At 67.5% G+C, this 15,401-nt stretch carries 13 protein-coding genes; 6 read left to right on the top strand and 7 right to left on the bottom strand.

What is annotated here, in order from left to right; genetic code table 11:
• Window positions 1-70 precede the first annotated feature (70 nt).
• Window positions 71-1,399, top strand: coding sequence for an FAD-binding oxidoreductase (locus QQA13_RS08835; protein WP_159082229.1), 1,329 nt, complete (start codon window positions 71-73; stop codon window positions 1,397-1,399).
• On the opposite strand, the gene QQA13_RS08830 is transcribed toward QQA13_RS08835, so the two are convergent.
• Complete coding sequence (locus QQA13_RS08830; RefSeq protein ID WP_108472956.1) at window positions 1,396-3,876, bottom strand: ATP-binding protein; 2,481 nt, start codon at window positions 3,874-3,876, stop codon at window positions 1,396-1,398. The genes QQA13_RS08835 and QQA13_RS08830 overlap by 4 nt on opposite strands.
• 177 nt (window positions 3,877-4,053) lie before the next feature.
• Between QQA13_RS08830 and QQA13_RS08825 the strand changes: the two genes are divergently transcribed.
• Window positions 4,054-4,698: a hypothetical protein gene (locus QQA13_RS08825; RefSeq protein ID WP_108472955.1), complete on the top strand. Its 645-nt coding sequence runs from the start codon at window positions 4,054-4,056 to the stop codon at window positions 4,696-4,698.
• 281 nt (window positions 4,699-4,979) lie between these two features.
• Here QQA13_RS08825 and QQA13_RS08820 read toward each other — a convergent pair whose 3' ends face one another.
• Complete coding sequence (locus tag QQA13_RS08820) at window positions 4,980-5,873, bottom strand: LysR family transcriptional regulator (RefSeq protein WP_108472954.1); 894 nt, start codon at window positions 5,871-5,873, stop codon at window positions 4,980-4,982.
• Window positions 5,874-5,988: 115 nt separating this feature from the next.
• On the opposite strand from QQA13_RS08820, the gene QQA13_RS08815 reads away from it, so the two are divergent.
• From QQA13_RS08815 to QQA13_RS08800, 4 genes are all read left to right on the top strand, one after another.
• Window positions 5,989-6,972, top strand: a complete 984-nt coding sequence (locus QQA13_RS08815; protein ID WP_108472953.1) for an aldo/keto reductase — start codon at window positions 5,989-5,991, stop codon at window positions 6,970-6,972.
• Window positions 6,973-7,057: 85 nt separating this feature from the next.
• Window positions 7,058-7,747, top strand: a complete 690-nt coding sequence (locus tag QQA13_RS08810; protein WP_286041947.1) for a carboxymuconolactone decarboxylase family protein — start codon at window positions 7,058-7,060, stop codon at window positions 7,745-7,747.
• A 106-nt stretch (window positions 7,748-7,853) separates the two neighbouring features.
• Window positions 7,854-8,261: a (R)-mandelonitrile lyase gene (locus QQA13_RS08805; protein ID WP_108472951.1), complete on the top strand. Its 408-nt coding sequence runs from the start codon at window positions 7,854-7,856 to the stop codon at window positions 8,259-8,261.
• Between the two features lie 46 nt (window positions 8,262-8,307).
• Window positions 8,308-9,360: an NAD(P)-dependent alcohol dehydrogenase gene (locus QQA13_RS08800; RefSeq protein ID WP_108472950.1), complete on the top strand. Its 1,053-nt coding sequence runs from the start codon at window positions 8,308-8,310 to the stop codon at window positions 9,358-9,360.
• A gap of 150 nt (window positions 9,361-9,510) precedes the next feature.
• On the opposite strand, the gene QQA13_RS08795 is transcribed toward QQA13_RS08800, so the two are convergent.
• From QQA13_RS08795 to QQA13_RS08775, 5 genes are all read right to left on the bottom strand, one after another.
• On the bottom strand, window positions 9,511-11,283 hold the full coding sequence (locus QQA13_RS08795) for an ABC transporter transmembrane domain-containing protein (protein WP_108472949.1): 1,773 nt from the start codon (window positions 11,281-11,283) through the stop codon (window positions 9,511-9,513).
• Window positions 11,284-11,388: 105 nt separating this feature from the next.
• Window positions 11,389-11,985: an IMPACT family protein gene (locus QQA13_RS08790; RefSeq protein WP_108472948.1), complete on the bottom strand. Its 597-nt coding sequence runs from the start codon at window positions 11,983-11,985 to the stop codon at window positions 11,389-11,391.
• Window positions 11,982-12,839: a hypothetical protein gene (locus QQA13_RS08785; RefSeq protein ID WP_108472947.1), complete on the bottom strand. Its 858-nt coding sequence runs from the start codon at window positions 12,837-12,839 to the stop codon at window positions 11,982-11,984. Before QQA13_RS08785 ends, QQA13_RS08790 begins: the two co-directional genes overlap by 4 nt.
• Complete coding sequence (locus QQA13_RS08780) at window positions 12,836-13,390, bottom strand: RNA polymerase sigma factor (RefSeq protein WP_108472946.1); 555 nt, start codon at window positions 13,388-13,390, stop codon at window positions 12,836-12,838. The genes QQA13_RS08785 and QQA13_RS08780 overlap by 4 nt, the downstream gene beginning before the upstream one ends.
• A 238-nt stretch (window positions 13,391-13,628) precedes the next feature.
• Entirely contained in the window at window positions 13,629-15,383 is a 1,755-nt protein-coding gene (locus QQA13_RS08775) for a vWA domain-containing protein (protein WP_108472945.1), read from the bottom strand.
• Window positions 15,384-15,401: the final 18 nt, after the last annotated feature.

The raw sequence follows: 15,401 nt of genomic DNA, 5'->3' as shown, positions 1-15,401 counted from the left end.
ATGGGGGTGGATGATGAGTGCCGAACCGGGTTGCCTGGACGCGAAGACATGGCAGCGATTGGCCGACGCCATGCGCGGCCCGCTGTTGCTCCCGGGCGAGGCGGACTACGAACAGCGCCGGCGCGTGTGGAACGGTGCCATCGATCGCCGGCCCGTGGCGATAGCGCGTTGCGCCGACGCCGAGGATGTCAGCGTCGCGGTCAAGTTCGCCGCCAGCGAACGCCTGCCGCTCTCGATACGTGGCGGTGGCCACAACGTGGCCGGTCTTGCCGTGCGTGATGGCGCGCTGATGTTGGACCTCGGCGCACTGAATCACGTCGAAGTCGACGTGCCGGCGGGCATCGTGCACGTCGAAGGCGGCGCGCTGTGGCGGGAGGTCGATGCGGCGACGCAAGCGCACGGGCTCGCCACCACCGGTGGTTTCGTGTCGAGCACTGGCGTCGGCGGCCTCACGCTGGGTGGCGGCGTGGGGTGGTTGATGCGGCATTGCGGCCTGGCGATCGACAACATGATCTCGGCCGACGTGGTGTTGGCCGATGGCCGCTGTGTCGTCGCCAGCGCCGACCAGCATGCCGATCTGTTCTGGGCATTGCGCGGCGGCGCTGGCGGGCTTGGCGTGGTGACGCGGTTCGCCTTCCGCGTGCATCCGGTCAACGAGGTGCTTGCCGGCGTCGTGTTCCATCCGATCGAAGCCGCGCCTGCGCTGCTGCGTGCGTTCCGCCAGTTCACGCCGCGGGCGCCGGAGCAGGCCACTTTCATGCTGGTGTTCACGACGGCGCCGCCGGCGCCGTTCCTGCCGGCGCCAGTGCACGGTCAACGCGTCGTTGCGCTGGCCTACTGCTGGAGTGGCGATCCCGCGTACGGCGAGCAGGCGCTCGCGCCGCTCACCAGCTTCGGCGTGCCGCTGGGCAAGATCGGCGGCGTGATGCCCTACGCGGCCTGGCAGCAGTCGTTCGATGCGCAGGCGCCAGCCGGTGATTACTACTACTGGACAACCTCGACCCTCGACGCGCTCGATGACGCGCTGATCGACGTGCTGGTTGGCAGTGCGGCCGCGGTGCCCGATCCCCTGTGCGAAGTGCATGTGCATCACCTTGGCGGCGCGGTAGCCTCCGCGCCGGCTGATGCTGGCGCCTTCGTGCATCGCGATGCGCCTTTTTTCATCAACGCGATCGGTCATGCCGGCGCGGCGGAGAAAATCCCGGAGATTCGCGGATGGGCCCGCGGCCTGCGCAGTTCGCTCGTGCTCTGGGCGCGCGCAGCCATGCAGGCGAACTTCGCCGGTGATGCCGGCGACTGGCAAGCGCAGACGCACGATGCCGCCACGCGCGCGCGCCTGCGGGACTTGCGCCGGCGGTACGATCCGGCGGGACTGTTTTTGCCCGTGCGCAACAACTAGGCGCTGAGCTCGGCCAGCCGTGCGCGGGTCAGCTCGACCACCTTTTCGATCCGCGTCGCGGCACCTTGTTGCTGGGCGGCCTTGAATGCCTCTCCGAGCAGGTCGCGTGCGCAGGTTTCGGCCTGGGCATGGGCGGCGTGCCATTGCGGGAACAGCGGCGCGCCGGTCAGGTCGCGTGCGCGCGCCGCTGCGGCGAGCAGCCGCGCGGCGAAGTCGGCATCGCCTTGTCCGAGCACGAGATACGCCGCACCCTCGATGCAGCCGGCAACGCTGCGCCAGTGCTGCAGACCGACGCTGAGGTCGAGCGTGCGCAGCCAGTCACGGGCCGCCCCGCGCGCATCGCCGAGATGGAACCGCTGCAGTGCCCGATTGATGAGCACGTAACCGTGCTGGAAGACGTCATGGTCGGGTGACGCCGTCAGCTCGGCGGCTTCGCTCATCCATGCCTCGGCTTCGCGATGTTGCCCACGCATCGCACAGGCGATGCCGCGGCCCAGCAGCGCGAGCGAGCGCAACCAGCCCGAACCCTGTGCTTGCGCGACCGCGAGCGCGGCTTCCACGCAGCGCTCCGAGCCGTCGAAGTCACCGTGGATCGCATGCTCGAATGCGAGCACCCCCTGGCCGGAGGCGGCGAGCGCATCGTCACCCAGCCGCGTGGCCAGCGCGATGCCTTCCTGAAGCAGCGAGGCGGCGGGGCTGGTGGTCTGTCGATGATGGTGGGCTATGCCGTTGGCGATCAGCGCGCGCGCGCGATGCAGATTCTGCGTATCGGATTGGCGCAGGGCCAGATCCATCCACTGGTTTGCCTGGCGATAGTCACCCTGGATCCGGAAGTACCAGCACAGGTTGGAGCACAGCGTGATCGCCTCATCGGCAAGATCCGCATGCGCCAGCGCAAACTCGAAGGCCGCCTGCAGGTTGGCCTTCTCGCGCAATACGCGACCGACCCATAGCTGCTGGCGCTGGCCGCGCACTTGCGCATCCACGCGGGCGGTGAAGTCGATGCAATGCCTCAGGTGCGCGCGCCGGACGCGCGCCTCGTCTCCGCTCTTGCCAAGCTGCTCCAGTGCAAACAGCCGCACGCTGTCGAGCAAGCCGTACCGCGGCGGGTCGATCGTGGTGTCGACCGCGACGAGTGACTTGTCGACGAGTCCGCCCAGCAGATCCAGCGTCTGTTCGCCGCTGAGCTCGAACACGGCGCCAATGGTCGTGGCGCCATGCAAGGTCCAGCCGCCGGCGAATACGGCCAGGGCGCACAGCAGCGCCTGTTCCCGTTCCGACAGCAGCGCGAAGCTCCATGCGATCAGGGCGCTCAGTGTCTGATGGTGAAGCGTTCGGCCCGAGGGCACATCCGCCAACCATCGGAAACGATCCTGCATGCGCAGCAGCAGTTGTTCGGGACTGAGCAGTCGCAGTCGCGCGGCAGCCAGTTCCAGGGCGAGCGGCAGGCCGTCCAAGTGTCGGCACAATTCGGCGACGGCAGCGGCATTCGCCGCCGTCAACGTGAAGCCCGAAGCCAGCGAACGCGAGCGCGTGATCAGCAGTTGCACCGCAGGCACGGTCATCAGTTGCGCGATTTCGTCGGCAGTGCTCCAGCTGCCGGACGCGGGCGTTTCCAGGGGAGGCAGGAAGCAAAGCGCTTCGCCCGGGCAATGCAGGCGCTGCTGGCTGGTGATCAGGATGCGAAGGTCTGCGCAAAGGGACAGCAGGGATTCGACAATCCGCCCCAGCGGCTCGGCTACCCGCTCGCAATTGTCGAGCACCAGCAACACCCGGCGCGGCCGCAGGACCTCGGCCAAGCGTTCCAGCGGGTTGTCCTCACCATCCGAGCTGCGGATGCCGAAGGCGTCCCCCAGTATTTGCGCCAGCCCTTCGTCCTTCGTGCAGGCCGTGAAGTCGAACCACCAGACGCCGTCGGGAAAGCCCGGCGCGCAGACCCGCGCTGTTTCCAGTGCAGCTTGCGTCTTGCCGATGCCGCCAGGGCCGGTGATGGTGACCAGCCTGGCGCTGTCGAGCAGGTTCCCCAGTTCGATGATCGCCTGCTCGCGGCCGATCAGGGCGCCGGTGCGTTCGGGCAGGCGCGCGTGTACCGGTGGTGCAAAACTCACGGCTACGGACGTGATGCCAGGCGTGCAGGTGAGCGGCGCGATGAAGCGGTAGCCCAGGCCGTGCACGGTCTGGATGCAGCGGGGCGACTTGATATCGTCACCCAGCGCTCGTCGCAACTGCACGACGAGGCGATTCAGCGTTGTCTGGGTGACATAGACGTGACCCCAGACGGCATCGAGCAGCTGATCGCGGCTGAGCAACTGGTCCGGATGGGCCAGGAATTCGAGCAGTACGGCGAACGCCTTGGGCTCGATGTCGATTTCGTTGCCGTCTCGGGTCAGGCGATGCGCGCCGACATCCACCTGCACGTCGGCAAAGCAGAAAAAACCCGCGGCTGGCGCGGATAGCTGGGGTTTGCCGGTGGCCATGGCCGCATTATCACGCCGGGTGGCACGGCGTGTTCAAGCGTTTAAGCCGCGATTTCTCATCATTTCCCTATCGCGTCCTCATGAATCCCGGATTGGCGCATAGCACGCTCCACGGTGACGTCCTCGCCGCCTCGGCGCGGCCAGTCACCGGTCCAATATCCAGCGAGGAGACCTGCCATGAATACCCGTCTGCACACCGCCATCGCCATTGCCATCCTGGGCACGGCCGCCGCCACGCTTTCCACCGGGGCGCACGCCTGCAACCTCACCGACTACCGCAGCATGAGCTCGCCCCACTGGTCGTTGCCGCACGCGCTACCCGACAGCGCGGCCGCGGCCGTCGAGGCGGCGGCAGCCCTGCAGGCTTCGCCAGCGGCCAATAGTGCCGCGGTCAGCGCCGACAACCTCCTGCAGCAACTCGATCCGATCACCGGCCTGTGGCAATTCACCTTCACCTCGAAGGGCAATGTCGGCATCCCGGACGGCGCCCAGCTGGATGCGGGTTTCGTGTCCTGGCACGCCGATGGCACCGAAATCATGAATTCCGGCCGGGCCCCGATGACCAGCAATTTCTGCCTGGGCGTTTTTCGGCACACCAGCGTCTACGGCTACAAGCTCAACCATTACGCGCTGTCATGGGACCCGACCGGGACCATCTTCATCGGGCCGACCAATATCCGCGAGCAGCTTCAGCTCGGGGCCGGCGGCGACACCTATGCGGGCAGCGTCTCGATTACCCAGTTCGCGCCGAATGGCACAACGGTGTTGGGGAGAGTCACCGGCACGGTGTCGGCGAAGCGGATTACACCCGACTCGAACTGATGGCGTGGATATCGACGCGGCAGGCTGGGGATGTCGCCTGCCGTTGAGATCGGTTCCGTGCGGGGCCTGTCGAAGTATTTCCATGCCGTGGGCACCCGCCGCCAGCGCTCCAGCAGACTCGGCACGAAGGAATGGTCGGGTTTCCTCTTTCGCTCATGCAGGCGTGGGGGTTGGAACTTCCCTTGCCCTGCGCAGCGTCTGGTCGATCGGCAGGGCCGCTCTGTCCTTGGCCGCTCTTCCGCCGGGACAGGTTTGTCGTTGCGCGACCAGCGCCGTTTTTGTCAGCTGCTTTTTCGCAGCGCTTTCACCAACAACGAGAACGCCGGCGAAGATTGCCGTCGGCTTGGGTAGTAGAGGTGGTAGCCGGGAAAGGGTGGACACCAGTCGGCGAGGAGGCGTTGCAATTTGCCGTCAGCAATGTCCGTCTCGACCATATCTTCGGGCACGCAGGCCAGGCCGAAGCCATCGAGTGTCGCTGCGAGGATGTGGCGAGTACTGTTGAAAGTCAGCCGTCCATCCACGCGCACGTTCAAGGCGTGGCCCTTCTTCTCGAACTCCCAGGCGTACAGGCCGCCGTGGGTGAGGAAGCGGATGTTGATGCAGTCGTGGCCGGTGAGGTCGCGCGGTGTTTTCACCGGCGGGCGTGAGGCCAGGTAGCCTGGTGAGCCGACCACCGCCATCCGCATTGGTGGACCGATGGGTACGGCGATCATGTCCCGGGCTACCTGCTCGCCCAGACGGATACCGGCATCGAAGCGTTCGGCCACGATGTCGGTCAGGCTGGAATCGCTGATCACCTCGACGCGGATGTCCGGGTAATCCGGCAGCAGCTTGCGCAGCACCGGCCACAGGATGGTGCTGGCGGCATGTTCGCCGGTGGTGATGCGCAGGGTGCCGCTGGGCTTGTCGCGCAGTTCGCTCAGGTTGGCGAGCGCCGCGTCGATGTCCTCGAAGTTCGGCGTCAGCTCCCTGGACAGTCGTTCGCCCGCTTCAGTGGGAGCAACGTTTCGCGTGGTGCGGGTGAGCAGGCGCAGACCAAGCCGGGCTTCCAGGGCGCGGATGGTATGACTGAGCGCCGAGGGCGACACGCCAAGCTGCGCGGCAGCCCGCGAGAAGCTGCGCTCGCGCGCCACGGCGAGGAAGGCCAGCAGATCGTTGTAGTTTTCGCGTGCCATGACCGGAGCTCATTGATGAGTGGAAATCATAAGTGCATTCTCATTGCACCGGCTAATCAAGTTAAATCGGGAGGTCCAGACTAGGCGCATCACCACTCCCTAGCGGAGCAATGCGATGCAAACGCGCACCCTTGGCCGTAGCGGCCTTGACGTCTCGGCCCTCGGCTTCGGCTGCATGGGCCTGAACTTCGGCTACGGCCCAGGCCCGGGCAAACAGGAGGCGATCGCGCTGATCCGTGATGCCTTTGCCAACGGCGTGACCTTCTTCGACACCGCCGAGGCCTATGGGCCGTTCACCAATGAGGAACTGGTCGGCGAGGCACTGGCGCCGATCCGCAACCAGGTGGTGATCGCCACCAAGTTCGGCTTCAAGGATGGCGATTCGAAGACCGGCACGGACAGTCGGCCGGAGCGCATCCGCGCCGTCGCTGACGCGTCGCTCAAGCGCTTGCGGACCGATCGCATCGATTTGTTCTACCAGCACCGCGTCGATCCCAACGTACCGATGGAAGACGTGGCCGGCACCGTCAGGGAGCTGATCACGGAAGGCAAGGTCAGGCACTTCGGCCTGTCCGAAGCGGGGGTGCAGTCGATCCGCCGTGCGCATGCGGTGCAGCCGGTCGCCGCGCTGCAAAGCGAATACTCGCTGTGGTGGCGCGAGCCCGAGCAAGACGTGCTGCCGACGTGTGAGGAACTGGGCATCGGCTTCGTGCCGTTCAGCCCGCTCGGCAAGGGTTTCCTCACCGGCAAGATCGATGCGGGCACGGCGTTCGCCAAGGACGACTTCCGCAACATCGTGCCGCGCTTCTCGCCGGAAGCACGCCAGGCCAACCAGACGCTGGTCGAGCTGCTTGGCAAGATCGCAGCCGGCAAGCAGGCGACACCGGCGCAAATTGCGCTGGCGTGGTTGCTCGCGCAGAGGCCGTGGATCGTGCCGATTCCGGGCACCACAAAGTTGCATCGCCTGAAGGAAAACATCGGCGCCGCCGCAATCACCTTGAACGCCAGTGAACTGCGCCAGATCGAGGATGCTCTCGCCCATATCCAGGTGCAGGGCGATCGCTATCCGGCCCACCTGGCTGCGCTCGTGGGCAAGTAACCAGGATCAATGAGGCAACACCATGGCAATTACCGAAGCCGCACTGCGCAATCACAAGCAACTGTTTCCCGGCCACGTCTCCACGTTGAAGGTCACCGACCCCGAGCTGATCGAGATCTTCGACAACTGGGCCTTCGACGAGGTGATTGAAGCCACCGAGATGCATATCCGCCTGCGCCTGATGGTGCAACTGGCGGCGCTGATCGCCTGCCAGGCGGTGAACGAATACTGCGTCATGCTTGGCGGCGCGCTCAACGTCGGCGTGACGCCGGTGCAGGCGAAAGAGATCCTGTATCAGGCTGTGCCTTACGTGGGCATGGCCAGGGCGTTCGACTTCCTGCACGCCACCAACGAGGTGTTCAAGGAACGTGGCATCGACCTGCCGCTGCCGGCGCAGGCGACCACCACGGCGCAGACGCGCTTCGACAAGGGGATGGAGACGCAGAGGCGGATCTTCGGCGACCGCAGCAAGACGTCGGCCGCGCAGTCACCCGCGGATCTCGAACACATCCCGCGCTTCCTCTCCGCGAACTGCTTCGGCGACTACTACACGCGCCACGGCCTGGATTTGCAGACACGTGAACTGCTGACGTTCGCCATCCTCGCCTCGCTCGGCGGCTGCGAGCCGCAGCTGACGGCTCACCTCGCGGGCAACCTGGCCATGGGCAACGACCGTCAGACGCTCATCGCAACCGTCACGCAGCTTTTGCCCTTCATCGGTTATCCACGTACGTTGAATGCCATAAAAGTGATCAACGAGGGTGCCCCGGCCTGAGCAAGACCGATCGATCAGGCATGAGCGGGGTCCCTCGAAGTATCGAATGGCCACGCGCTCTCATTCCGCATGTCTGGCACCTATTTCATTCATCAGAGCAACGACCATGGACATCATCCGCAACGGCTCGCAGCCCTCCGTCACCGGGCCGGCTGAGTACTTCACCGGCAAGGTGCGCATCGATTCACCATTCAAGGGTGCCGACGGCGCGAACATCTCCGGAGCCTTCGTGACCTTCGAGTCGGGTGCGCGCAGCGCCTGGCACACCCATCCGCTCGGACAGACCTTGATCGTCACCTCCGGCAAGGGCTGGACCCAGTGCGAAGGCGGCCCGATCGTCGAGATCAACGCCGGCGACATCATCAGCTGTCCACCGAACCACCGGCACTGGCACGGCGCCACGCCGACCACGGCGATGACCCATATCGCCATCCAGGAAGCGAAGGACGGCAAGGTGGTCGAATGGATGGAGAAGGTCACTGACAAGGAATACCTTGTGGGTCTGGCATCCTGACCCCATTCCTTCGTTCCCACTCCCGTTCCCCAGCCAGGAAAACCCCATGACGACCAAAGCCTACGGCGCCCACGCCGCCGACAAGCCGCTGCAGCCGATCGATATCGAGCGCCGCGCGCCTGGTCCGCAAGACGTGCAGATCGACATCGCCTATTGCGGCGTCTGCCATTCCGACCTGCATACGGTGCGCTCCGAATGGGGCGGCACGTTGTATCCCTGCGTGCCCGGCCACGAGATCGTCGGCCACGTCAGCGCCGTGGGCAGCGCGGTGACCGGCTTCAAGCTTGGCGACACGGTGGGCGTGGGCTGCCTGGTGGGCAGTTGCCAGCATTGCGCGTCCTGCGACGAAGGGCTGGAGCAGTACTGCGAGAACGGCTTCGTCGGCACCTACAACGGTCCGACTTCGGACGCACCCGGCCACACGCTGGGCGGCTACTCGCAGCGCATCGTGGTGGACCGGAAGTTCGTGCTGAAGATCCGCCATCCCGAGGAGCAGCTGGCGGCGGTCGCGCCGCTGCTGTGCGCGGGCATCACCACTTACTCGCCGTTGCGGCACTGGAACGCCGGCCCGGGCAAGAAGGTCGGCGTGGTCGGCATCGGCGGGCTGGGCCACATGGGCGTGAAGATCGCGCACGCGATGGGCGCGTACGTGGTGGCGTTCACCAGTTCGGAGAGCAAGCGCCAGGCGGCGCTGGACCTGGGTGCGGACGCGGTGGTGGTTTCGCGCAACGCCGACGAGATGAAGGCGCATGCGGGCAGTTTCGACCTGATCCTCAACACGGTGGCCGCCAGCCACTCGCTGGATGCATATACCTCGCTGCTCAAACGCGACGGCACCCTAGTGCTGGTCGGCGTGCCGGAGCATCCGCACCCGTCGCCGAGCATCGCCAACCTGATCTTCAAGCGCCGGGCCATCGCCGGCTCGCTGATCGGCGGCATCGCCGAAACCCAGGAGATGCTGGATTTCTGCGCGGACAAGGGCATCGTCGCCGACATCGAGATGATCACGGCACAGCAGATCGACGAGGCCTACGACCGCATGGTGAAGAGCGACGTGAAGTACCGTTTCGTGATCGACAACGCGACGCTGGCCGGCTGATTCCAGCCTTCTCCCTCCCCTGCGCAACAGGGGAGGGTTGGGCGACCGAAGGGAGTCCTTCAGGTGAGGGGTGCTCTTCGTCAGGCATGGGTGCAAAGTCAAAAGCTTGACCCCCTCCAACCTCCCCCTGCAGGCAGGGGGAAGCTACGGTCAGGCCACGAACTGCAGCCTTGCCAGCTCCGCGTACAGGCCGCCCTCGGCCAGCAAACTCTCGTGCGTGCCCTGCGCCACGATGCGGCCGCCGTCCATCACCACGATGCGGTCGGCGCGCTGCACGGTGGCGAGGCGGTGGGCGATCACCAGCGTGGTGCGGCCCTGTTCGAGCCGTGCCAGCGCCTGCTGGATCGCGGCTTCCGATTGCGCGTCCAGCGCCGAGGTGGCCTCGTCCAGCAACAGCAGCGGCGCGTCGCGCAGGATCGCGCGGGCGATCGCGATGCGCTGGCGCTGGCCACCGGACAGGCGCACGCCGCGTTCGCCCAGTTCGGCGTCGTAGCCGTGCTCCAGCGCGCTGATGAATTCGTGCGCCTCGGCGGCGCGGGCGGCCTCGCGCACTTCGTCGTCGCCGGCATCCTGGCGGCCGAAGCGGATGTTGTCGGCGGCGCTGCCGGCGAAGATCACGGTCTCCTGCGGCACCAGCGCGATCGCGCCACGCAGGCCAGCCAGGGTGGTTTCGCGCAGGTCGACGCCGTCGATGCGGATGCTGCCGCTCTGCGGGTCGTAGAAGCGCAACAGCAGGGCGAACACCGTGCTCTTGCCGGCGCCGGAGGGGCCGACCAAGGCCACCGTCTCGCCCGGGCGCACGGTCAAAGTGAAGTCGTGCAGCGCCGCCGTATCGGGGCGGGTGGGGTAGTGGAAGGTCACGCCGTCGAAGCGCAGCTCGCCGCGCATCGGTTGCGGCAGCGCGCGCGGCTGCGCCGGGTCGACGATGTCGGCGCGTTCGCCCAGCAGTTCGCCGATGCGCTCCATCGCGCCGGCCGCGCGCAGCACGTCGCCCCACACTTCGGACAGGCCCGCCACCGAGCCGGCGGCGAACGCCGCATACAGCACGAACTGGCCCAGCACACCGGCGCCCAGGGTGCCGGCCAGCACGTGGCGTGCGCCGGCCCACAGCACCAGCGTGATCGCGCCGAACACCAGCACGATCACCGCCATGGTCAGCAGCGCGCGCATGCCGATGCGCCGGCGCGCGGTGGCCAGCGCGCGGGCGATCGCGCTGCCGTAGCGGGTGCTCTCGATACGCTCGCGCGCATACGCCTTCACCGCGGTGGAGGCGTTGAGCGTTTCGTTGGCGATCGCGGCGGCGTCGGCGAGGCGGTCCTGGCTGGCCCGCGACAGCTTCTGCACGCGGCGGCCGAACACCAGGATCGGCAGCATCACCGCCGGGATCACCAGTGCGGTGAGGCCGGCCAGCGACGGTGCCGTCCACACCATCGCCACCGCCGCACCCACCAGCATCACCGCGCTGCGCAGCGCCACCGACACACCCGAGCCGATCAGCGCCTGCACCACCTCGGTGTCGGCACTGAGGCGCGACAGCAGCTCGCCCACGCGGCTCTTTTCGAAGAAGCCCACGTCGAGACGGATCACGTGCGCGTACAGCGTCTGCCGCAGCGAGGCGAGCGCCCGCTCGCTCAGCAGGGTGATGCAGAAGTAGCGCGCGGCGGTGGCGAAGGCCAGTACCAGCGCCACGCCGAACAGCGCGATGAAGGTCTGGTTGATGACGGTGTTGCTGGAGTGGCCGAAACCCTGGTCGATGATGTGGCGGAAGGCCAGCGGCAGCACCAGCGAGGCGCCGGAGGACAGGCCCAGGAACAGCAGCCAGCCGAGCGCGAGCGCGCGGTGCGGCTTCAGGAACGGCCAGAGTTCGCGCAGCGCGCCGATGCGGCGGGCAGGACGGGAGGTGTCGGTGGCGGCGTCGCTCATGGGCTCTCGCAGGCGGATCAAGGATGACGCGGGCCCGCGCACGGGCGATCCGTTCAAGGTGGGGCGGCTTGCCGCCGATTCAATCCGCGGCCGCGCGATGGAGGCTCAGTCCAGCCGCCGCGCCTCGCTGCGGCCACGACTGATGTCGCTGATGCGCAGGCATGCCTCGGCGACGCGGCTGTCCGGCAGGCGCAGTTGCAGTTCCACGCCGTCGGCGCCGAATGCCTCGTGCTCGACCTCGGCCTGCAGGTCTTTCAGGCGGGCCTTGAGCAGGGCCAGTTCGGCGAAGTCGCAGCGCAGGCCCAGCCGCGCCATCGCCACGATAGTCACGCGTTCGGCGCGGCGCAGGCATTCCGCCGCGGTGCCGCCATAGGCACGCGCCAGGCCGCCGGCGCCGAGCTTGATACCACCGTACCAGCGCGTTACCACGACCGCGACGCGGTCCATGCCCTGTCCCTCGATCGCCTGCAGGATCGGCCGGCCGGCGGTGCCGCCAGGTTCGCCGTCGTCGTTGAAGCGGTAGTCCTGGCCGATGCGCCAGGCCCAGCAGTTGTGCGTGGCGGAGGGGTCACCCACCTCGCGCACAAAGGCCATTGCCTGTTCGGTGGACTCGACCGGAGCGGCCAGCGCGAGGAAGCGGCTTTTCCTGATCTCTTCCTGGTGGCGGCACGGCTGGGCCAGCGTGGACAACGCCTCGCTCATGGCTGGCGCAATGTCGCCTGCAGTTCCGGCGGCAGCTTCCATTGCGGATGCGCCAGCCGGAACGCGGCCAGGCGCTGCCGTGCCTCATCGTCGTGGCCTTGCGCGAACAGTTGCCGGATCTTGTCCAGTTCCTGCGCCGGCGTGTCGCTGGTGTTCGCCGTGGTGTCGGCTGCAGCGGCGGGTGGCGCCGGCGCGGCGACCATCGTGGCCTGCATGGACGGCATACCGGCGGCGGCTTCCGCCGCCACGGGCTGGGCCGTCTTGGCGGCAATCCCGCTGTCGGCTGGTGCATTCGCCTCGGCCGTGGCACGCCGCGTCGCGCCTGCCAGTTGCTCTTTGCGAGCGGCAGGCGCGGCCTGCTTGTCGGCCACGATCTGGCGTGGCCTGGCGGCCATGCGCGCGGGAGGCGTTGCGGCAAGGGTCAGGGGGGCAGCTTGCTCCGGCGGTGCAGCTGCCGGAGCGGGTGGCGCAGGTGCGTTGGATGCCGCAGCGATGCCCTTGGCCTGCACCGGTGCAACGCTGCCGTTCGCGACCGGTGCGGATTCGATTCGGGGCGATTCGTGCATGCGCCAGGTGAGCCCGGCGGCGAGCACGAGGGCGGCTGCGCTGCTCAGGCCGACCAGCCAGCGTGGCCGGAGTTTCCTGGCCGACCCGGCTGGCGCTGCGGGAGCGAGGACGGCGGGCTGCGCGCCATTCGGTTCCAGCGCCTGCGCGGCGGCGCGCAGCACGGCCGCGTCCAGCGCCGGGCCGGGCTCGCTCTGCGGCAGCTGGCGATACAGCGCGGCCAGCTCGGCTTCGCCGGGAAGCCTCTCGTCCGGCGCGCGCGGATCCTGTGGTGGCAGTGGGGTAGTCATTCGGACAGAACTTCGCGTAGACGGGTCATGGCATAGCGCAGGCGTGACTTCACCGTTTCGCGGCCGGCGCCCGTTATCACGGCGATCTCCTCCAGGCTCAGTTCTTGTTCCAGCCGCAGCAGTACCGCGGTGCGCTGCTCGTCCGGCAACTGCTCGATTGCGCGCTGCAGGCTGCGCCGGCGCTCGAACGCGGACAGGGCGTGATCGGGCTGTTCCTGCTCCGGCATGGCGACGTTGGCCAGCGCGGCTTCGGCCTCGTCGCCGTCGGCCATCGGCCGCTGGCGGCGCATGCCGTCGATCATCAGGTTGTGCGCGATCTGCAGCAGCCAGGTGCTGAACTTCGCCTGCGGCTGGTAGCGCTCCCGCGCGCCGATCACCCGGCTCCAGGTTTCCTGGAACAGCTCGTCGGCGCGCTGCGGATCACGCATGCTGCGCAACAGGAAGCGGTAAAGCATGCCGCGATGACGTGCGTACAGCGCCTCGAACGCGGCGAGGTCGCCGCGTGCGTAAGCCAGCATCAGCATTGCATCGGGATCGACCGCAGCATCCATGGAGGGCGAGGGTAAGGCAAATTGCCGGGTGGCGGATAGGTTGTGGGGTGTTCTGCGCAAAGCCTCACCCCCTCCCGGCCTCCCCCTGCACGCAGGGGGAGGAGAAAAGCACGGCAGCACCGCGCCAGGCATAGACAGTCGGCTCCCGCGTACGGAGCGTGCCACTCCTGCTCCCTCCCCTGCGTGCAGGGGAGGGTTGGGGTGGGGTGCTTCTGCCTGCGCCGCCCGGCAAACAGCCTCAGCGCGCCGCGGTGTTGCCGGCGTCGTCATGGCCGTGCGTGGCCAGTCCGTCGGCCAGCTTCACCAGTTGCACGAAGCCGGCGCGGTAGCCGTCGACATCGCTGCCGCGCGCGCCGCCGGCGAGTTGCGCGATCTGCGCGTAGCCGTAGCCGTCCAGATACTTGCCGCCGCGCAGGGCATCGGCGAACGCGGCCACCGCGGCGGCGTAGCGCAGGCGTTCGCTGGCCTGTGCTTCGGCATGCGCGGCGATCGGCCGTTCGATCAGCTTGCTGGTCGACTGTCCCGGCAGCTTGTAGCGCAGGCGCAGGAAGGCCAGCTCATGACCGCCTTCGGTCGGCGTTGAGCGTGCGCCGTAGCGCAGTGGATCGATGCGCGCGGCAGCCGAGCCTTTCGGGGTGATCTCGTAGATCGCGGTGACGTTGGCGCCCGCGCCGATCTCGCCGGCGTCGACCTGGTCGTTGTTGAAATCCTCGCGCTTCAGCAGGCGCTTTTCGTAGCCGATCAGGCGGTATTCCTGCACCTGTGCGGGGTTGAACTCGAGCTGGATCTTCACGTCCTGCGCGATCGTCAGCAGGGTGGCGGACATCTCGTCGACCAGCACGCGGCGGCCTTCCTGCAGGTTGTCGATGTAGTGGTGGCTGCCGTTGCCCACGTCGGCCAGCATCACCGCCATCGCGTCGTTGTAGTTGCCCTCGCCGAAGCCCAGCGTGGTCAGCGCCACGCCGCTCTTGCGATGGTCCTCGATGGTGGTCTTCAGCGCTGCCTCGCTCACCGTGCCCACATTGAAATCACCGTCGGTGGCCAGGATCACCCGGTTCACGCCGCCCTTGATGAAACCCTGTTCGGCCTGCGCATAGGCCAGCTCGATGCCGGCGCCGCCATTGGTGGAACCGCCGGCGCGGAGACTGTCGATGGCGGCATCGATGGCGGCGTGCTGGTCGCCGGAGGTGGAGGGCAGGGTGACACCGGCGGCGCCGACATAGGTGACGATGGCGACCCGGTCCTGCTTGCGCAGTTCGCGCACCAGCTGTTTCAGCGAGGCCTTGAGCAGCGGCAGCTTGTCCGCTTCGTCCATCGAGCCGGAGGTGTCGATCAGGAACACCAGGTTCGAGGCGGGGATCTGCGCGGCCGGCACGCGGTAGCCCTGGATGCCCACCAGCAGCAGCTGCCGCTGCGCGTTCCACGGCGCCGGCGCCAGTTCGGTGGTGACGCTGAACGGTTGTTCGCGATCGGCGGGCGGCGTGTAGCCGTAGTCGAAGTAGTTGATGAATTCTTCGGCGCGCACTGCGTCGGCCGGCGGCAGCTGGCCTGCGTTCAACATGCGCCGCACGTTGGTGTACGAGCCGGTGTCGACGTCGATGCCGAAGGTGGACACCGGCTGCTCGCTGACCAGTTGCACCGAGTTGCTGTCGCGATGGGTGTAGTTCTCGGTGTTGATGTCGCCGGGCATCGGCAGCATCAGCATCGGGTGCGCCAGGTAGGCGTTGGCGGCCACGCCCTGGCCCGTCATCATGCGCTGCATCGCGGGGGCGGGCTGCTGCGGTGGCGCCGGCGGCAGGCTCGTCGGCATCGGCGTGGCAGCCGCATTCGCCATCTGATCGGTGGGTGCCACGGGTTTGACCGGTACCGGTTCGGCCGGTGTCGCACCGGCCGTCACCGGCATGTTCGCGACGGGTTTCTTCGAGATGCCGCAGCCGGCCAGGATCACCAGCAGGGCCAGCAGCAGGGTGCTCAACAGGGCTTTCGCGGTCATGGGGCGGTTTCTCCTCCG

The sequence above is a fragment of the Rhodanobacter thiooxydans genome (genome assembly GCF_030291135.1).
GTDB classification, from domain to species: domain Bacteria; phylum Pseudomonadota; class Gammaproteobacteria; order Xanthomonadales; family Rhodanobacteraceae; genus Rhodanobacter; species Rhodanobacter thiooxydans_A.
This window is presented reverse-complemented; position numbering and strand designations above follow the sequence as displayed.

Excerpts from the sequence above, each read along its gene's own strand:
- QQA13_RS08815 (WP_108472953.1), top strand. The coding sequence starts at position 5,989 with ATGCAAACGCGCACCCTTGGCCGTAGCGGCCTTGACGTCTCGGCCCTC.
- QQA13_RS08795 (WP_108472949.1), bottom strand. The coding sequence starts at position 11,283 with ATGAGCGACGCCGCCACCGACACCTCCCGTCCTGCCCGCCGCATCGGC.
- QQA13_RS08790 (WP_108472948.1), bottom strand. The coding sequence starts at position 11,985 with ATGAGCGAGGCGTTGTCCACGCTGGCCCAGCCGTGCCGCCACCAGGAA.
- QQA13_RS08800 (WP_108472950.1), top strand. The coding sequence starts at position 8,308 with ATGACGACCAAAGCCTACGGCGCCCACGCCGCCGACAAGCCGCTGCAG.
- QQA13_RS08825 (WP_108472955.1), top strand. The coding sequence starts at position 4,054 with ATGAATACCCGTCTGCACACCGCCATCGCCATTGCCATCCTGGGCACG.
- QQA13_RS08820 (WP_108472954.1), bottom strand. The coding sequence starts at position 5,873 with ATGGCACGCGAAAACTACAACGATCTGCTGGCCTTCCTCGCCGTGGCG.
- QQA13_RS08785 (WP_108472947.1), bottom strand. The coding sequence starts at position 12,839 with ATGACTACCCCACTGCCACCACAGGATCCGCGCGCGCCGGACGAGAGG.
- QQA13_RS08830 (WP_108472956.1), bottom strand. The coding sequence starts at position 3,876 with ATGGCCACCGGCAAACCCCAGCTATCCGCGCCAGCCGCGGGTTTTTTC.
- QQA13_RS08780 (WP_108472946.1), bottom strand. The coding sequence starts at position 13,390 with ATGGATGCTGCGGTCGATCCCGATGCAATGCTGATGCTGGCTTACGCA.
- QQA13_RS08835 (WP_159082229.1), top strand. The coding sequence starts at position 71 with ATGCGCGGCCCGCTGTTGCTCCCGGGCGAGGCGGACTACGAACAGCGC.
- QQA13_RS08775 (WP_108472945.1), bottom strand. The coding sequence starts at position 15,383 with ATGACCGCGAAAGCCCTGTTGAGCACCCTGCTGCTGGCCCTGCTGGTG.
- QQA13_RS08805 (WP_108472951.1), top strand. The coding sequence starts at position 7,854 with ATGGACATCATCCGCAACGGCTCGCAGCCCTCCGTCACCGGGCCGGCT.